Raw genomic sequence first — 15,055 nt, 5'->3', positions numbered from 1 at the left:
GCCCTTCTCGATCCGCTGCGCCTCATAGTCCTGCAAAATAGCCTGAGCGGTTTGCAGCTCGCGATCAGATTGGAGCGCAGCCTTCGGCGTGGAAAACTGGTGGTTTACCGACTGACACGCGCGAAGGCTCGAAACCCGCTTCTCAAGCCAGAGTATTTTCCATTCGAGCGGAACGTCTTTCACGCCTGCACCTCGGCAGCATGGCGGTCGATGAAAACCAACGTTTCGCGCAAATCCTCTACCTCTTGCTCAAGGATCGGATCTGGCCTGTGCCTGTTGTGCTCATCCATGTGCCGCTCGATGCGATGAATGGCGCGCCTGATAGCGCGCTTCATGTCGCGGGGCTTTGTGACGGCCTCGATCATCGGCTCGGCTCCGATGCGCGTTTGTGCGTAGCGCAGTAGCTCGAGCCTTCGACCTTCGGGGCGTTGCACATGCAGAACGTGCCGTCCCTGATCTCCCCCAACGGCCATCTACAGCCAGTGACGTCCTCAAGTGGAACAGGGTTTGTTCCAGGCAGCGGCTCCCAAGCATCCTTGGAAAGCAGCTTCATGCCATCTGAATCGGGATCGGCCATCAATGGGCTGCTTGGCTGCCGTTGAAATGAGCGATTTGCTTTCACATCGACTGCACGATTTATCCGGCGAGCCCTGTCCGTATTGCCCATCACGCCGTCACGGCTCAATCGGCTGATGACAGAGTTCCGGGTGCGCCCGACCTGAACGCCGATCTGGTGTGCGCTATAGCCTTCCTTGAACAGTGCTGTTGCATGCTCAATCTCTGGCTTTGTCCATTCCCTACCCATCAAGCTGCCTCCAAATCGCGTGCAAAGAACTTCGGCCCACCGGTGTGCTGCGCATGGAAGCGATGCCATGCGGCGTTATCTTTTCCGGTGTGTGCACTGCCTTCGATCCACTTCACGCGACCGACCGAGACGATGTGACTGCACTGGTCGAGGAATGAGATTGATTGCTTGGTGTGAACCCAATCGGCATCGAACAGGAGCCAGGTTGGCGCGACCGACTGAAAACGTAGGATCTTCGGGTGTAGGATTTCACGCGTCCAAGGTGGGTTCGTTATGATCGCGTCGAAGCGATGATTGAGAATACGGCTATCAGTCAGGGCGTCGAAGCCCCGCTCAATATCGCCTTGAAAAGCACACTCGAACCCAAAATGCTCGAGATGCGCGACCAACTGCCCTTCGCCTGCGCAGGGTTCGGCAAAGGTTTTCACTCCGGCAAGATGCGGGATCAACGGCGCTACCGGGGCAAATGGCGTCTGATAGGCGTCATTCTTGCGGCGCTCGAAACTGCTGCGCTTACCCATGTTCAATCACCTCCTCACGCAGATCGATCGTTTTGGGGAGCATCTTGCGAACCGAGAGCAATTGCCGCTCTGTCCCTTCCCACGGGTAGGCCCGCTTGCTTGTGAACCGCAGTCCGGATTTGAGCATCGCGTTCAGATCGCAGTGAAGGTATTCACCCTCGGCATTGCGAAGCCGGAACCGCGTGCCCTTTGCCTGTTGACGCACCACGTTATGAACGGGCCGTATTGGCTCATTGGGAAGCGTGGGGCGGGGTTCTTCTGCTTTGGGGGCAACTGGTGCCGGGACTAGCTTTGGCGCTTCCTCAGCAACCTGTGGCGCTTTCTCAGCCTGTTCACGCGCAAGTTCGTCTCTTGCTGGCTTGCAGTAAGCCCTTGCCGTTCCTTTCGGCACTCCGGCAAGCTCGGCAACCGCCCTTGGATTTGCATCCGGGTTCTTGCGCAAGACTTGCAACACCTTCTGGTATTGGGTTTTGCCTTCGGGCTTATCTCTAAACTCGGCAGCGACTTCTGGCGTGGGTTCGGGAATGGGGGCGGCGGGGTGGATCGCACATTCGTCCTGCACCCCGCCGGAGCCATCGGTAGAAGGCTCCTGATCCACGGTCTTTGCTTCCGCTGGCTGGCGCATTTCCTCGTCGTCAGGGAGCGGCTTAGGAGCCGTGGTGTCTGTGTCGCCCTGCCCCGCATATGAGCGGGCCTTGGCAATGAACTGGTCTATCTCGATCACGTCGAGTTGGAGCGACAGGATCGTATCGAGCTTGGTCTGACGGTCTGCCTTTGCGGCCTCTATGATGTCGATTGTCATGCTGCGCCTCCAATGTTCAATTGATCGACCGGCTCATGCTGGCTCCACATGTCAGGGGCCTTGTAAGCCGCACGGATGCGCTCACACGCCATGTCGAAAAAGGTTGGATCAATCTCAATGCCGGTGAAGTTCCGGCCTAGCTGGACAGCGGCAACGCCAGTACTGGCTGATCCCATGAATGGATCAAGCACCACGTCTCCCCGCTGTGATGAATTTCCGACATATTCAGCCATGACTGGCACCGGCTTTTCAGTCGGGTGGCTCGTGATCTTGGAAACGCCGCCACGGATAAGCTGCTTGGCGCTCGGATTATTGATCGTGCGCGCCCTGCCCTTCCAAAGGTACAGCGTGAACTCCAGGTTCTTCATGTACCAACGGTTGGGGGTCGGCGTGATCTTGTCCCATGCCAAAAGGTTGTGGAACTGAAACCCGGCCTTGAGCGCAGCATCAGTGAGCGGGTGGACGTTTTTGTCGTTCGCCATGACATAGCAATCGGCGTCGGATTTGAGCGCGCCATAGATCGCGGCCATCATTTCCGGGAAAGGCACAGTTGCCATGATAAGCTGGCCATCGTTCGCATAATTGTGCGCGGCGAAGATCCCCGACATGGTTTTCGATGATTTTGAGACCCCGCCCGTTGTCAGTGCATAGGGCACATCACTGACACACAGATCAGCCGGATCGAGCGAAGGCAAAATCTCCATCGCGTCACCGAGATAAAGCGTGCAGCCTCCGATAACCTCTTTGCGTTTCCAAGGCGTCATGCTGCGCTCCTTATGCGGATAAGGCCGGTCGGCACGTTGGTTCCGGCAGCGGCAAAGCTCGCCACGGGAAGATCGCGCCATTCACCTTCAAGCTCTTTGTGGTCGTAATGGGCTGTTGCCGGGAGGATCGCGACAAGCGTGCCCCCAGGCTTGAGAAACTTGAGCGCGTGCCGAACGTGCTTGACGTAGTGACGGCCATAGAACGGCGGGTTCATCACCACGGCGTCAAACTCAGGCTTCGGTGGGCACTCAAGGAAATTGTCGGTTAGGACGCTATGGCCCTTTGCGCGCGCCTCGGCAGCGCGGCCAGCGTGATATTCAATCCCGAACGCATCACACCCGGCCTTGAGCAGCCCATCAAGTATGCGCCCGTCGCCACAGGATGGCTCCAGAACGCGGAAAGCAGGATCGCGCTTGTACAGGCCCGCAAGATCGATTGCAGACGCCACAACGGGCTCTGGCGTCCAGTAGAACTGCAAATCCTTGGCAACAGCGGTGCTTGGTGCTTTCTCCGGGGCCTCCGGGTCCACATCTGGCAGCACATCTCCATAGAACTCGGCAAGCCCGAGATTGATGTCGCGCAAGGATTCGGCTCCGAAATACAGATGCCCGTTGCCGTTGGCATAGCGTTTGAGCCAAACGTCGCGCCCGATAATCGTTTCGGTTTCCTCGGCGCTATCACGCTCGTGTTTGGTGCGGCCTTTGGGCACTTCACGATCAACGCGCAGCGCATCACCATCTTCCATGAGCAACGATAGGTCGCGGTACTCAACAAGGGGTTTTCCCTGATAAGCAGCCAGTGCGTTCAGAATGTCGCGCAGACGGTCCCGGCCATATGAACCGTACCCATCAACATTGGACAGGATCACGCGCTTGGGCAGCCCCTTCACGCCGATCTTGACCTTCGCGTGGGATTTATAGGCGGGGTCGAGATCCGAAAATGTTTCAGCCAGCCCACGTAAAATATGTTGGCGCGGGTTTTCGAGGTAAGGCCCGAACGTTGCTCGCGCATTGTCCAGCGTCAGTGGTGCAGGGTTCTCCAGCGTCCGCTCAAACAGCCGCTTGTCGGTGGCGCTGGCGATCCGATCGATCTGAAGCCGATTGTAAAGTGCCTTCCATCCGGACTTGAGCAGGTTGCTGCGCATCTCGCGTTCCGAGACATAGGCCCGGCCATCAATCACCGATCCGGTGTAGGTGCCCATGACGCACCCAGCCATTTCCAGCGCGCTCTTGGCTTCCTCGAATGCCTTGATGGCTTCAGGAATCGCCGCGTCCTTTTCCTCGTATTCTGCGATCAAATCGAGGGCTGTGCGCTGTGGTGCGAGTGTTCCGTGCATCTAAGCCCCCATAGCCATTGGCTGCGCTTTGATTGCGCGCCTGTAGTCGAGATCGGGATTTTGCTCGGCAGCGACGTGGCACCAGACGGCCAGAGCGTCGGCAGCATCTGCCTGTAGCGTGTCGGCAGTCATCCACCCCCGGCGAAGGCATTCCGCCTGCACAGCGGCCTTTGCTTCCCCCTTGGGGTATGTTCCGCGCCCTGTGAGACTCTTGCGGGCAGCGCCGACCTTAACGAGTATCGGGCGGCGCCCTGTCTTGATGAACGCAACCGTCTGCACAAGGAATTGCAGGCCCAAGAGCAGCGATGATGTATGTGCCGAGTGCTGGCCGTTGCCTTCCCATGCCGCCTCGATGGCGACGATATCGGGCTGCATCACTGCCAGTTGGTGCGTGAGCCAGCGTAGTGCCTTTGCCCCGACCTCGTGATCCTCGTGCTGCGAAGTGCCGAACCTTTGCGAGCCTGTAGCCGGACGCCCATCAGGACGCCCGTAGGCAAAGCCCGTGCTTGTCTTGCTGAGGTCAAGGGCCAGAATGGTGTTCATGCCGCCCTCGCCTTCAGGGCACGGTCAAACCAGCTTTCCGCCATAGTCGGGTGCTTTGGCAGATCGACCACAACACGGGTCCGGCCCTTGGCGTCCACATGCTCACGCGCTCCGGGGTGAGGCATCCATGCAATCGGGCCAACCTCGCTGGTGAACATTTCCCACCGGCGTTCATCGTCAATCCAGCGCGAAACCGTGACGACGCCGCAAGCGCTGGCGACAACGATCTTGGCGGGTTCAAAGACCTTGCGGGTGGAATTGCCCTTGCCCGTAGGCATGAGCCGAATCCGACCGCGCGGGGCCTTGGCCATGTCGTGATTCCACTCGGCCATCAGTGAACGGCCTCTTTCCCGGCAAGCTCATCAAGCGCGGCCTGCCCTTCGGCTTGCTCTGCCTCGTGATCTTCGCGGGATTGCTGGGCTGCCTTGCGGGCTGCCGCCTGGGCCGTAGGAATGGCGGGTTCGCCTTCACTGGCCTTGAAAAGCGAGAATTGACCGGCGGCGTCCTCGTACACTTCTACCATGTCGTCGGAAATCTCGGCGGCGAGCTTTTCCAGCTTCCGTTCGAGCTTGCGCTGTTTCAGCACCGCATTGAGCACATCGCTCGGAATGCCGAGTTCAGCCTTGGCGATCTTGACCCGGTTCTTCTGGCGCTTGCGGATGTTCTGCACCTTGCCGCGCGCCGTGGACATGAGGTGTTCGGCTTCCTCGTCCATCTCCTCCATTTCGGAGATGACGGAGCGGAAATCATCGTCATCATAGCCGTTGCGTCTCAGTTCGGTTTTCTGCTCTGCCTTGGTCATGCCGGTTCACTTTCTCGGGTTCTGGAAACAGTGGGGAGGTCATGGCCAGCATCGGCGCACCGAGCGCAGATCACATCGCCAAACATCCTGTCGTGGGTTTCGTCATTGCCGACTGCAATTTTGCACTCGACGCATATGCCAGCGAAGCCGCCAGGCAGCGTTTGATAAAGCGTGGCCTGCATCTCATGTACGGCCATGAGTGGTTCGACAGCATCCTTGTAGGGCAGCCGCTGCAAAGCATCGGCAACCGTTGAGATTTGCAGCAGCGTGTCGCTGATCTGCCGGCGGGTGAGAGCGGCAACGGCTTCCATCACGCAATACCCTTGGCAATGCGCTCAAGGCGGCGCTCGTAGTCTGCCTGCCCCTCGTCCATCTCGATAAGCTGAGAGCGCTCAATAGCGTTCTGCTCAAGCGCATGGTCAAGTTCGGACAAGCGCAGTTCCAAGCGCTTTATCTCGTCCTTGATCGCCAGTGCATTTGCATCGACAGCATTGATACGGGCAGCAATGGCCTCGCGGGTTTCCTTGGTGCGAAGCATTTCCATGCCGGGGCGGATGGGCGTGACTTCTTGAGCTTGTTCCGCTGTGCGGTGTGCGGTCATTTGCTGTCCCTCGTTCTTTGTGACGGCTCAGGCGTCCTCTTGCGGCGCATAACCATGCGCTGCCAAAAGAGCATCAGCCTCAGCCTCAGCAGGGCTAGGAGTTGCATTGGGGCCTCGTAGGTGTTTGGTGACTTCGAGCTCATGGGCCAGCTTGGCTTCCTGTCGCTCGATTTCGGCCTGATACGCGGCCTTCAATCTGAGATACGCCTTGAGCATCATGTCCTTGGGCTTGCGATAACGAAGCCGCCAAAGCGTTTGATGTTCGATCCTGTATTTGGTGGACGCTCTGTGCATCGCTGCCTCGACGGTATCGCCGGGGCCACGGTGCTGGCGCTTGACCAGTTCATTTGCCCAATTCGCCGCCTCATCGACGGGATCGGTAAATCCTGCCGCGTCAGTCATGGGTTCTTGCCTTTGTCGATTCTGCAAAGAGGTTTTGTCGGTCATTCAAACGCATCCATGGTTTTGTTGAACCATCGGACGAACCGCGATTGAAAAGGACCGACGCATGACCAAGAGCAGCAACACCGACGCCAATCAGCTTTGCTTGCCCTTGGAGGAATTTCTGAACCGGGAGGCAGCGAGACGCGCGCCAAACCGGGAGCCGCGAAAGATTGGAGAAATCGTCGCGGAAATCGTTGAAAAAACGGGGCAGAAGCGCCTGGAGGTTAACGCCCCCGCCCCGAAGCGCGACAAGGGAGGAATGTCGCGATCTCAAATCACGCGGCAAGCGCGCAGTGCCAATCCCCATGCAGAGGCAATGCCCCGCCTTGTGGTGCTGTGCGCTTACCATGTGGTTTGTGAGTGCCCGGAACATGACTATGCGTCCTCCGAGACTTGGATTTCGTTCTGAGCAAGGCCGCGATTTGCTATGGCCTTGAACATGGCAATGTCGTCGGATTGGGAGCGGTCAATCAGAGGCCGGAACAGCGAAAGCAAGAATAGCTTATCGCCGTAGCCATCTATCGAGATGAATAGCTCGCCGCCGTAGGAACCCGATGCGGTCACAGTGCAAACTTCGCCCTTTCCGGGGCCGCTGTGCCGATCACAAAAGCAATCGAACCAATCGCCGTTGAGGCATATGCACTTGACGCCGGGTTTCGCCCAATGAGCCATCTAAATGCCTCCCATATGAGCGAGGACGAAGCCAGCAATAGCTATGGCAGCGAGAGAGGACATGGCGGCGAAGGTGAGCAGGTACACGGCGCGGTTAAGCATAGGAGCCTCCGCGTATGGCGGTGAGGATGGTGCGGGCCGCGTGATCCATGCCGCGCCCGTAGTCGCTGGTTTGAGCCAATTCGTGAGCGTCAAAGGTCTGTTGGACAGCAGCGGTTGCACACCGCTCGCGCTCTGCGATTACAGCAGCCTCAATCGCACCGGCGATGGTGTCGATGTCTTGGATAGACCCGCGCCCCACCTTCTCGTACACACGCTCGGCAGCGGCCATGATGTCGTTGGGCCGCGTCATGCCCCACCCCCATCAGCACGAGAGCCAGCAATCAAACACGCAAGCGCAATCAGCGTTGCCGGTATCGAGGCAATGAGCCAGAACAGAAATAGGCCGGAGAGGAAGGTCATGCTGCCGCGCCCTTCCCCGAATCCCGGTCGCGTGCTTGGATAAGGCCGCGATAAAGGGGGAACGAATGGACATTGGGGATATCGCCGCGCTTATCGGTGCTGTGGGAGGCGTCATTGGCGCCGGAACGGGGATTTGGGCGCTGATCGACAGCAAGCAAACCCGATCCGAAATGCGACGGGAGAAAGCCCCGATCATCAAGATCACTCTCGGCGAATCTGACAAGTGGGGCCAAGTCACGCTCACTGTGCGAAGCCGGTCCAATGTCGGGTACGAACTCGAAAGCATCCAAGCTGTTTGGCCGCTCGATGCGAGAATTGCGGACCCCAACGACGCGCCTAAAGAAATCATCAAAACAGACAATGGAGCGCGCCGCGTTATGAACTGGCGCAAAGCAATTCGCCCCACCCTCAAGGTGAAGGCAGAAGGCAACGCCTCGCAATTGGGTGTTATGGGAAGCGGGGACGAACATCATGTGTCGTTCCTCGTGGCCGCGCGATCCAAATTGCTATGGCGGTTATTGCGAACCCCTGCTGCGATCCTCGTCAGGTCTCTTGCGAGGTCCGAAACCTCATCGCACAAGGTCTCATTCCGCCTGCGCATTTCGCTCATCGATGAGAACAGCAAGAAAATCGTCAGGACCAAAACGGCCACGGTGACGTACCCGGCCAATCCGACGAAACCCCAGAACACCGACCCCAAATGATAAGCGGACATGCCACCGATCAGGCCAAGCACCCACGCTATCAGAATGTCGCGCTGTTCACCGTTCATGCTGCATCCTCCGATGCATATAGATCCGGGCGCAGCTCATGGACAGGGACGCCGGTCACCTCCGCGACCTTGCGTGCATATTCGGCCGGCACCCCTCGCTTGGCCTTCGTCAGCCAGTACGAGATGTGGGCTTGGGACACACCAATCTTGGATGCCAGAGCCGCTTGGCTGCCAGCTTCGTCAATGGCTTTTTGTAAAGGCGATTTGTTATCCATGCCTCGTCATAACAAATCGATTTGTGATCTGCAACAATTTTCTTTGTCGAGACGATTTGTGACCGTGCCGATAAGTTTCCCGCTATGAGCAAGATTGGTGATTCATTGGTGGGTGCGCGCGTAACCGAGCTTCGGGAGGCCCTTGGGTTATCTCAAACCGAACTGGCACGACGCATCGGTGCGACACAGCAGTCCATCGACATGATGGAGCGTGGCAAGGTGAAACGACCCACGAAGCTGCACGAATTGGCCCGGGCGCTGCGAACCGACGCCGACTACCTTTTGGGCGCATCCTCCGCACGTGATGTCACCTACTCCAGCGATGATCCTTCGGCCCCTGAACCGATCGATCCCGATTGGGATGGAAAGTCGGCAGCGCTCATTGATGGCGTCGTTCGCTTCAATGGCGCCCTGCCCGGAAGTGTGCCAGAGATACCCAGTTCCCCAGGTATGGGGCAAGGCCGATATGAAAACGCCATCCAAGCCCAGATCGAAACCAACGGCATTGCAACCGGCCACCCGGTTGTGAACGAATGGGTTATCCCCGCAAACTACGTCAGGAGCGGGCTGGACGCCCTCCCGCAGGGCATCGTCATCATGGGAGTTGTTGGGCACTCAATGGAGCCTCTACTGGCGTCAGGCGACCGAGTGGTTGTCGATACCTCGCAAAACACATGGGTCGGGGATGCGGTCTATGTGATCGATGACGGCGACACCGTGTTTCAGGCCAAGACGCTCAAGAAGGTGCCCAGCACCAACCCTGCCCGGTTCCGGATAGTGTCCGAGGCCGACAAAGGCGATGAGGCTGTCTTGTCGCTCGATGAGTTCAGGATCATAGGACGAGTTGTGGCACGCATATCCAGAATGTGAGGGACGCGGACATGAAATTTTTGATTTGTGCAATTGCTCTAGTCGTGCTGGCAGGGTGCTCAACCTCCGGAACATCATCCAGCGTGGGTGGCGAGAGTATTTCGGATGGGTGGCAAGAAAACGAAGTCAAATCCGCCGGCATGATTTACGGCGGAAGGCCCATCGGTGTGCGTCGTTCGGGCGTCACACCTTCGGGTCTGTCTTACACCTACCATCCAGACGGGAGTGGTTCTGTAGACACTGGCACTGGAAATCTTATGGGGAATTGGGCTGTCGATTGCACCAGAGATCGCATGACTGATCGTCGCGAATGCCATATTCGATCACTTGAGGCGAAGCTTCTTGTTGAGTTCGGACAATCAAATACACCTCAGAGAGTATGCATCATTGGCCATAACTTTCCCGGCCGCACCGGCGCTATTCGCGTTGATTCGAACTCATTGGTAAACACCGGCACTAGTGGATGCGTGGCGGGCAGCTTTGCTCAACAGATGGTTGCCGCCAACCGGGTCACAGTTCGATATGTTGAATGGCCCTACGACTACCCAAGGGACCACTCGGCGCTTTTACGCGGCTATCCTGAAGCAGCGGAACTGCTGCGCTTTATCCGGGGGAATATAGATAATCTGGCTTTCTGATCGACATGTAGCCAGTAAGGGGGAGAGATGCTGGATTGGTTGTTGGCGATATGCGCCATAGGCACGTTCGCCTTGCTTGTCGCTGCACAATTCAGACCAGGCGGGTTCGGCAGAGTCAATGCGCGCGACGGACGCTTCATTGACGCCGATCTCACAATCAGGAACCTATCAACTATCCCTATGTTCTGGGATGACTATCGGCCCATATGGCCCATAGGAACCAAGATTGTCAGGACCGAACCGGCTCTCCCCAATATACCTTGGGAGCCGCCATATATGCTCAATTTCGAGCGCAGCCCAAGTCAGCCATTGGGGTTTGAGATCGAGCCTGAGCGCGAGAGAACCGTGTCATTTCGCCTTGAAATGCCAGAGCGCAGCCGCTCCAACTCGGTTCTCATGCTTTGCTCGATTCGCAGCAGTCGATTGATCGATATCAGCAGGACCAGGTTCGTGCCCATCAAGGCCAGGAACGAGATCGCCGCCAAGTAAGGATGGCCGTCAAACATTGCTTACGTCGCCTCCTAAGCGCGCCTGTCGGCGCTTGCCTCGCGCGCGGTTCAGTACTCAGAGTCAGTAGATAACTTGTAACCTCTGAGTTCGTGGAAGCGCTCGTCAAGAGCGCGCTTCCCGTCGATGCTCGCTGTTCGCAAGCATCTCCTCTCTGTCTCAGTACCATTGTCACCGCGAGGTTTTGAACCAAAGTCAAGCCCGTGTCAACGCCCAACACCAATTTTTTTTGTCCATCTGCACCAATTATTTTGTTTTTACCCCTTGTGGATAACAAAACGATTTGTTACAACTCCTCTCACACACCGAGACCGAAGACGCCTTCCGGCAGATCGTCTCGCAACAGAGTGGAGAGTGGGAATGAAGCTGAAACTAGACGCACTCGGAATGATCCCCGCCGATTACCCGAAGACCTTCTACCGGGTCAGCACTTGGTCAACCGATAGCTACGTGGCCGACTATTCGTCTGAGGACGAGGCCAAGAAAGCATCTTTCGCCAGCACTCACGGCGGGCGCTTCGATCACAAGGTTTCGACCATGCATCTGGCGGGCGCGTAATGAGCGCGCCTAGCCCCAAAGACCGCCTCTCTGGCGAGATTGCCTACGCGCTCACAAAGCGCCTCGTTATCGACATGCCCACTGCGCGGGCAGCAGTCGATGATGCGCTCCGGTCGATGGAAAAGAACGAAGATTACAAATCGCTGGTGATGGAGGCGTTCGACCGGTTCGGGGTCGAAGACAGGCGCGAGCTTATCGAGCGGAAAACTGAATCTCATTTCAAAGCAAAACAAAGGCTTTGACCTCACCCGAGCGCATCCACGCGGTGCGCTCCAGCAAGTTCAACACCGGGAGAGACCCGGACAACAGAGTGGAGAATGACGATGGTGAACATGAAAACAGCCAAGTGCCCGACATGCGGCGGGATGGTTCTCAAGCTGGCAGGCAAGGCCGGAGCGCTTTGCCACGATCAGTGCTCAAACTGCCGGGATAACGAAAACGAGGCCGCTTACGAGCGCCAGCAAGCATCGCTCATGGAAAGCGGCGGCCCTGACGACAGCGCTTATAGGCGCGACATGATCGCAGCAGGTCGCGGGCACCTTATTCGCTAACCCCTGCTCTCCCCCGGCCTCGTCTGGATGGCGAGGCCCATCAAGAACAGACAATGGAGAATGGAAATGAAGATCAAACGCACTTCGATGCTTTCGGGCAAGGAACGCACGATGGACCTGCCTGTCACTGACGAACAGTTCGCGAAGTTTGAAGCTGGCGCGCTCATTCAGGACGCGTTCCCGAACCTTACCGACAGCCAGCGTGAATTCATCCTCACCGGATCAACGGATGACGAATGGGACGAAGCGTTTGGCGATGAAGATGAGGACGATTTCGAGCCTATCGACGGCGACATTCCCGCCTTCTAGCGCCCAGCAAGAACAGCCGAAAGGACTGAATGATGACTGAGAGAGTGAAGCAGACCCTATCAGGAAAGATGATCCGGTTCGTTGAAGCAACATTCGCGCCGATCAATGCCGAAAAAGGTATGAGCGAACTAGGCGACGATCACGAGTTAACCCTCACTGTCGGTCAACTCCGCGAGTTTTACGAATTGGCGAAAGCTGAGCCGATCTTGCATACCGAACTTAAGCAGCAACGCGCTTGGGTCGCTCACTGGATTGAGGACGTGCGCGCAGGTCTAAAGCCAACGCCAGAAAGCCTTGAGGCGCGGCTTGTTTCTGTCAACGACGCCCTCTCCAAAGCCACCGGAGCGGGCAAATGACCGCCGCCACCCGCATCAAGGCCCATGCTGTTGATTTCCACTGAGAAGTGACCCGGTTTTGGGGGGTATTTTCACTGAGAACTGACCCATGTTTGAACGCTATCCTGCTCGTTTTGGGCGGGAGTTTATGGAGTGTTGGACATGGCGTTTTTGAGCGTTATCCGGCGCTGGCATTTCCGAGACGGCCTATCGATCCGGGAGATTGCACGGCGCACGGGTTTGTCCCGGAATACCATCCGCAAATACCTCAGGGCTGAGGCTGTCGAGCCGAAGTTTCGTGTTCCCGATCGACCGAGCAAGATCGATCTTTTCGCCGAGAAGCTTTCCGCTTGGCTGCGGTCTGAGAGCCGCAAGCCGCGCAAACAGAAGCGCACCATCAAGCAGATCCACGCTGATCTCGTGGCTTTGGGCTTCGATGGCTCTTACGGCCGTGTGGCAGCCTTTGCCCGCCGTTGGAAAGAGGAGCGCCTGCGCGAACAGAACACGACCGGAAGGGGCGTGTTCGTTCCTCTGGCCTTTGATCCCGGAGAGGCCTTCCAGTTCGACTGGAGCGAGGACTGGGCGCAGATTGGAGGGGAGCGCATCAAGCTTCAGGTGGCCCACACCAAGCTCTGCTACAGCCGAGCCTTTGTCGTGAGAGCCTATGTGCTCCAGACCCACGAGATGCTGTTTGATGCCCATAACCAGGCCTTCAAGGCTTTTGGTGGCGTTCCGCGTCGGGGGATCTACGACAATATGCGAAGTGCGGTCGACAAGGTCGGGCGCGGCAAGGTGCGTCAGGTCAATGCCCGGTTCTCGGCCATGGCTAGCCACTTTCTGTTCGAGCCCGAGTTCTGCAATCCCGCAGCCGGCTGGGAAAAGGGAATGGTGGAAAAGAACGTGCAGGATGTTCGTCACCGGCTCTTCCAACCCCTGCCGCGTGCAAACTCGCTCAATGAGTTGAACCTCTGGCTCGAGCAGCGCTGCGTGGCCCTATGGGAAGAGATGGCTCATGGCACCGAACCGGGAACGGTTGCCGATGCATGGAGGGTTGAAGCCCAATATCTGATGGCCGTGCCGCGGGCCTTCGATGGGTTTGTTGAGCACACCAAGCGCGTCTCGCCCACCTGCCTGGTTCACCTCGAGCGCGTGCGCTATAGCGTACCCGCCTCGTTTGCCAACAGACCCGTCAGCGTCAGGGTCTATCCAGACCGCATCGTTGTTGTCGCCGAAGGGCAAATTGTTTGCGAGCACACGCGGATCATCGAGCGGCATCATGGGGCCGGGCAAACTGTTTATGATTGGCGTCATTACCTGGCCGTGATCCAGCGCAAGCCCGGTGCATTGCGCAATGGTGCACCCTTTGCCGAACTGCCGGCAGCGTTCCGTCACCTCCAGACCCATCTTTTGGGCAAACCCGGTGGTGATCGGGAGATGGTCGAGATTCTGGCCCTCGTTCTTCATCATGATGAACAGGCAGTGCTCGCAGCTGTCGAGATGGCGCTCGACGCCGGGGTGCCCACAAAGACCCATATTCTCAATCTGCTGCACAGGCTCATCGATGCCAAACCGGGAACCGTTCCTCCGGTCCAGGCGCCGCAGGCGCTTGCCCTGAGCAAGGAGCCGCAGGCCAATGTCGAACGCTACGACACCCTTCGCACTGATCGGGAGGTGCGCCATGCGTCATGATCCGGCAAGTGCAGCTCTGGTCATCATGCTCAAGAGCCTTAAAATGGCAGGCATGGCTCAGGCGGTCAGTGAACTCACCGAGCAGGGTTCTCCAGCCTTTGAGGCGGCTGTGCCCATCCTCTCGCAATTGCTCAAGGCTGAGATGGCCGAACGCGAGACGAAGTCGATCGCCTATCAGCTCAAGGTCGCCCGCTTTCCCACCTATAAGGATCTCTCGGGCTTTGAGTTTACCAGCAGCGAGGTCAATGAAGCTCTGGTGCGTCAGCTCCATATCGGCGCCTTCATCGAGAAAGCCGACAACGTCGTCCTCCTGGGTGGTCCGGGAACAGGCAAGACCCACATCGCAACGGCCCTGGGCATTCAAGCCATCGAGCATCATCGCAAACGGGTGCGCTTCTTCTCAACCGTTGAGCTGGTCAATGCGCTCGAACAGGAAAAAGCCCAGGGCAAGGCCGGTCAGATCGCCAACAGGCTCATTCATTCCGACCTGGTCATTCTCGATGAGCTCGGATACCTGCCGTTCAGCGCGTCTGGAGGCGCCTTGCTCTTCCATCTGCTCTCAAGGCTTTACGAGCGCACCAGCGTCATCATCACCACCAATCTGAGCTTTGCCGAATGGGCCAGCGTGTTCGGGGATCCCAAAATGACAACGGCATTGCTCGACAGGCTCACCCATCATTGCCACATCCTCGAAACCGGCAATGACAGCTTCCGGTTCAAAAACAGCTCGGCGAAAACCGACAAAACCAAAAAGGAGAAAACACCGAACTTGACCACGTGACCGAACCCAAATCATATCAATGAAGCGGGTCAATTCTCGGTGAAAAAACCGGGTCACTTCTCAATGGAAATCAACAG

Annotated in this window: 26 protein-coding genes; 10 read left to right on the top strand and 16 right to left on the bottom strand. The window is 57.6% G+C overall.

Going from position 1 to position 15,055, the window contains the following annotated elements:
* Nucleotides 1-179: 179 nt before the first annotated feature.
* The 14 genes from EO133_RS20145 to EO133_RS03980 all read right to left on the bottom strand — a co-directional run bounded on the left by EO133_RS20145 (nt 180) and on the right by EO133_RS03980 (nt 7,643).
* Nucleotides 180-473 carry a hypothetical protein gene (locus EO133_RS20145; protein WP_164734877.1) on the bottom strand — a complete coding sequence of 98 codons (294 nt, stop codon included), beginning with the start codon at nt 471-473 and terminating at the stop codon, nt 180-182.
* Nucleotides 362-805: a GcrA family cell cycle regulator gene (locus tag EO133_RS20790; protein ID WP_164734881.1), complete on the bottom strand. Its 444-nt coding sequence runs from the start codon at nt 803-805 to the stop codon at nt 362-364. Before EO133_RS20790 ends, EO133_RS20145 begins: the two co-directional genes overlap by 112 nt.
* Complete coding sequence (locus EO133_RS04035) at nt 805-1,326, bottom strand: DNA methyltransferase family protein (RefSeq protein ID WP_127071399.1); 522 nt, start codon at nt 1,324-1,326, stop codon at nt 805-807. The genes EO133_RS20790 and EO133_RS04035 overlap by 1 nt, the downstream gene beginning before the upstream one ends.
* On the bottom strand, nt 1,319-2,128 hold the full coding sequence (locus EO133_RS04030) for a hypothetical protein (protein WP_127071398.1): 810 nt from the start codon (nt 2,126-2,128) through the stop codon (nt 1,319-1,321). Before EO133_RS04030 ends, EO133_RS04035 begins: the two co-directional genes overlap by 8 nt.
* Entirely contained in the window at nt 2,125-2,892 is a 768-nt protein-coding gene (locus EO133_RS04025; protein WP_164734880.1) for a DNA-methyltransferase, read from the bottom strand. Before EO133_RS04025 ends, EO133_RS04030 begins: the two co-directional genes overlap by 4 nt.
* Nucleotides 2,889-4,229, bottom strand: a complete 1,341-nt coding sequence (locus EO133_RS04020; RefSeq protein WP_127071396.1) for a DUF4942 domain-containing protein — start codon at nt 4,227-4,229, stop codon at nt 2,889-2,891. The genes EO133_RS04025 and EO133_RS04020 overlap by 4 nt, the downstream gene beginning before the upstream one ends.
* On the bottom strand, nt 4,230-4,772 hold the full coding sequence (locus EO133_RS04015; RefSeq protein WP_127071395.1) for a hypothetical protein: 543 nt from the start codon (nt 4,770-4,772) through the stop codon (nt 4,230-4,232).
* Entirely contained in the window at nt 4,769-5,104 is a 336-nt protein-coding gene (locus tag EO133_RS04010; RefSeq protein ID WP_127071394.1) for a hypothetical protein, read from the bottom strand. Before EO133_RS04010 ends, EO133_RS04015 begins: the two co-directional genes overlap by 4 nt.
* On the bottom strand, nt 5,104-5,574 hold the full coding sequence (locus tag EO133_RS04005; protein WP_127071393.1) for a hypothetical protein: 471 nt from the start codon (nt 5,572-5,574) through the stop codon (nt 5,104-5,106). Before EO133_RS04005 ends, EO133_RS04010 begins: the two co-directional genes overlap by 1 nt.
* Complete coding sequence (locus EO133_RS04000) at nt 5,571-5,885, bottom strand: hypothetical protein (RefSeq protein ID WP_127071392.1); 315 nt, start codon at nt 5,883-5,885, stop codon at nt 5,571-5,573. Before EO133_RS04000 ends, EO133_RS04005 begins: the two co-directional genes overlap by 4 nt.
* Nucleotides 5,885-6,175 carry a hypothetical protein gene (locus tag EO133_RS03995; protein WP_127071391.1) on the bottom strand — a complete coding sequence of 97 codons (291 nt, stop codon included), beginning with the start codon at nt 6,173-6,175 and terminating at the stop codon, nt 5,885-5,887. The genes EO133_RS04000 and EO133_RS03995 overlap by 1 nt, the downstream gene beginning before the upstream one ends.
* A 27-nt stretch (nt 6,176-6,202) precedes the next feature.
* Nucleotides 6,203-6,577 (bottom strand): hypothetical protein, encoded by a 375-nt coding sequence (locus EO133_RS03990; protein ID WP_127071390.1) that lies wholly within the window; start codon nt 6,575-6,577, stop codon nt 6,203-6,205.
* A gap of 417 nt (nt 6,578-6,994) precedes the next feature.
* Complete coding sequence (locus tag EO133_RS20140) at nt 6,995-7,183, bottom strand: hypothetical protein (protein ID WP_164734879.1); 189 nt, start codon at nt 7,181-7,183, stop codon at nt 6,995-6,997.
* A gap of 202 nt (nt 7,184-7,385) precedes the next feature.
* Nucleotides 7,386-7,643: a hypothetical protein gene (locus tag EO133_RS03980; protein WP_127071388.1), complete on the bottom strand. Its 258-nt coding sequence runs from the start codon at nt 7,641-7,643 to the stop codon at nt 7,386-7,388.
* Between the two features lie 175 nt (nt 7,644-7,818).
* Here EO133_RS03980 and EO133_RS03975 point away from each other — a divergent pair, with 175 nt between their 5' ends.
* The gene (locus tag EO133_RS03975) at nt 7,819-8,457 is read left to right on the top strand and encodes a hypothetical protein (RefSeq protein ID WP_127071387.1); all 639 of its coding nucleotides are present in this window, start codon (nt 7,819-7,821) and stop codon (nt 8,455-8,457) included.
* 64 nt (nt 8,458-8,521) lie between these two features.
* Here EO133_RS03975 and EO133_RS03970 read toward each other — a convergent pair whose 3' ends face one another.
* Nucleotides 8,522-8,740 carry a transcriptional regulator gene (locus EO133_RS03970; protein WP_127071386.1) on the bottom strand — a complete coding sequence of 73 codons (219 nt, stop codon included), beginning with the start codon at nt 8,738-8,740 and terminating at the stop codon, nt 8,522-8,524.
* A gap of 84 nt (nt 8,741-8,824) precedes the next feature.
* Between EO133_RS03970 and EO133_RS03965 the strand changes: the two genes are divergently transcribed.
* Together EO133_RS03965 and EO133_RS03960 are read left to right on the top strand one after the other, a co-directional pair.
* On the top strand, nt 8,825-9,610 hold the full coding sequence (locus tag EO133_RS03965) for an XRE family transcriptional regulator (RefSeq protein ID WP_127071385.1): 786 nt from the start codon (nt 8,825-8,827) through the stop codon (nt 9,608-9,610).
* 11 nt (nt 9,611-9,621) lie between these two features.
* Nucleotides 9,622-10,248, top strand: coding sequence for a hypothetical protein (locus tag EO133_RS03960; protein WP_127071384.1), 627 nt, complete (start codon nt 9,622-9,624; stop codon nt 10,246-10,248).
* Nucleotides 10,249-10,550: 302 nt separating this feature from the next.
* Here the strand turns inward: EO133_RS03960 and EO133_RS20135 are convergent, their stop codons facing one another.
* Nucleotides 10,551-10,754, bottom strand: a complete 204-nt coding sequence (locus tag EO133_RS20135) for a hypothetical protein (protein ID WP_164734878.1) — start codon at nt 10,752-10,754, stop codon at nt 10,551-10,553.
* 361 nt (nt 10,755-11,115) lie between these two features.
* Here EO133_RS20135 and EO133_RS03950 point away from each other — a divergent pair, with 361 nt between their 5' ends.
* The 7 genes from EO133_RS03950 to istB all read left to right on the top strand — a co-directional run bounded on the left by EO133_RS03950 (nt 11,116) and on the right by istB (nt 14,978).
* On the top strand, nt 11,116-11,313 hold the full coding sequence (locus EO133_RS03950) for a hypothetical protein (protein WP_127071382.1): 198 nt from the start codon (nt 11,116-11,118) through the stop codon (nt 11,311-11,313).
* Nucleotides 11,313-11,555, top strand: a complete 243-nt coding sequence (locus EO133_RS03945; RefSeq protein ID WP_127071381.1) for a hypothetical protein — start codon at nt 11,313-11,315, stop codon at nt 11,553-11,555. The genes EO133_RS03950 and EO133_RS03945 overlap by 1 nt, the downstream gene beginning before the upstream one ends.
* A gap of 81 nt (nt 11,556-11,636) precedes the next feature.
* Nucleotides 11,637-11,864: a hypothetical protein gene (locus EO133_RS03940; RefSeq protein ID WP_127071380.1), complete on the top strand. Its 228-nt coding sequence runs from the start codon at nt 11,637-11,639 to the stop codon at nt 11,862-11,864.
* A 66-nt stretch (nt 11,865-11,930) separates the two neighbouring features.
* Nucleotides 11,931-12,173 carry a hypothetical protein gene (locus tag EO133_RS03935; protein ID WP_127071379.1) on the top strand — a complete coding sequence of 81 codons (243 nt, stop codon included), beginning with the start codon at nt 11,931-11,933 and terminating at the stop codon, nt 12,171-12,173.
* A 29-nt stretch (nt 12,174-12,202) separates the two neighbouring features.
* Entirely contained in the window at nt 12,203-12,529 is a 327-nt protein-coding gene (locus EO133_RS03930) for a hypothetical protein (protein WP_188681933.1), read from the top strand.
* Between the two features lie 141 nt (nt 12,530-12,670).
* A complete protein-coding gene (gene istA / locus EO133_RS03925; RefSeq protein ID WP_127071377.1) occupies nt 12,671-14,197 on the top strand; it encodes an IS21 family transposase in 1,527 nt (508 codons plus the stop codon).
* The gene (gene istB, locus EO133_RS03920; RefSeq protein WP_127071376.1) at nt 14,187-14,978 is read left to right on the top strand and encodes an IS21-like element helper ATPase IstB; all 792 of its coding nucleotides are present in this window, start codon (nt 14,187-14,189) and stop codon (nt 14,976-14,978) included. The genes istA and istB overlap by 11 nt, the downstream gene beginning before the upstream one ends.
* The last annotated feature ends 77 nt before the right edge of the window (nt 14,979-15,055 follow it).

The sequence above is a fragment of the Pelagibacterium lentulum genome (assembly GCF_003992625.1).
Taxonomy (GTDB): Bacteria; Pseudomonadota; Alphaproteobacteria; order Rhizobiales; family Devosiaceae; genus Pelagibacterium; species Pelagibacterium lentulum.
The sequence above is the reverse complement of the archived record's forward strand: the minus strand, read 5'-3'. Positions and strand labels throughout refer to the sequence as shown.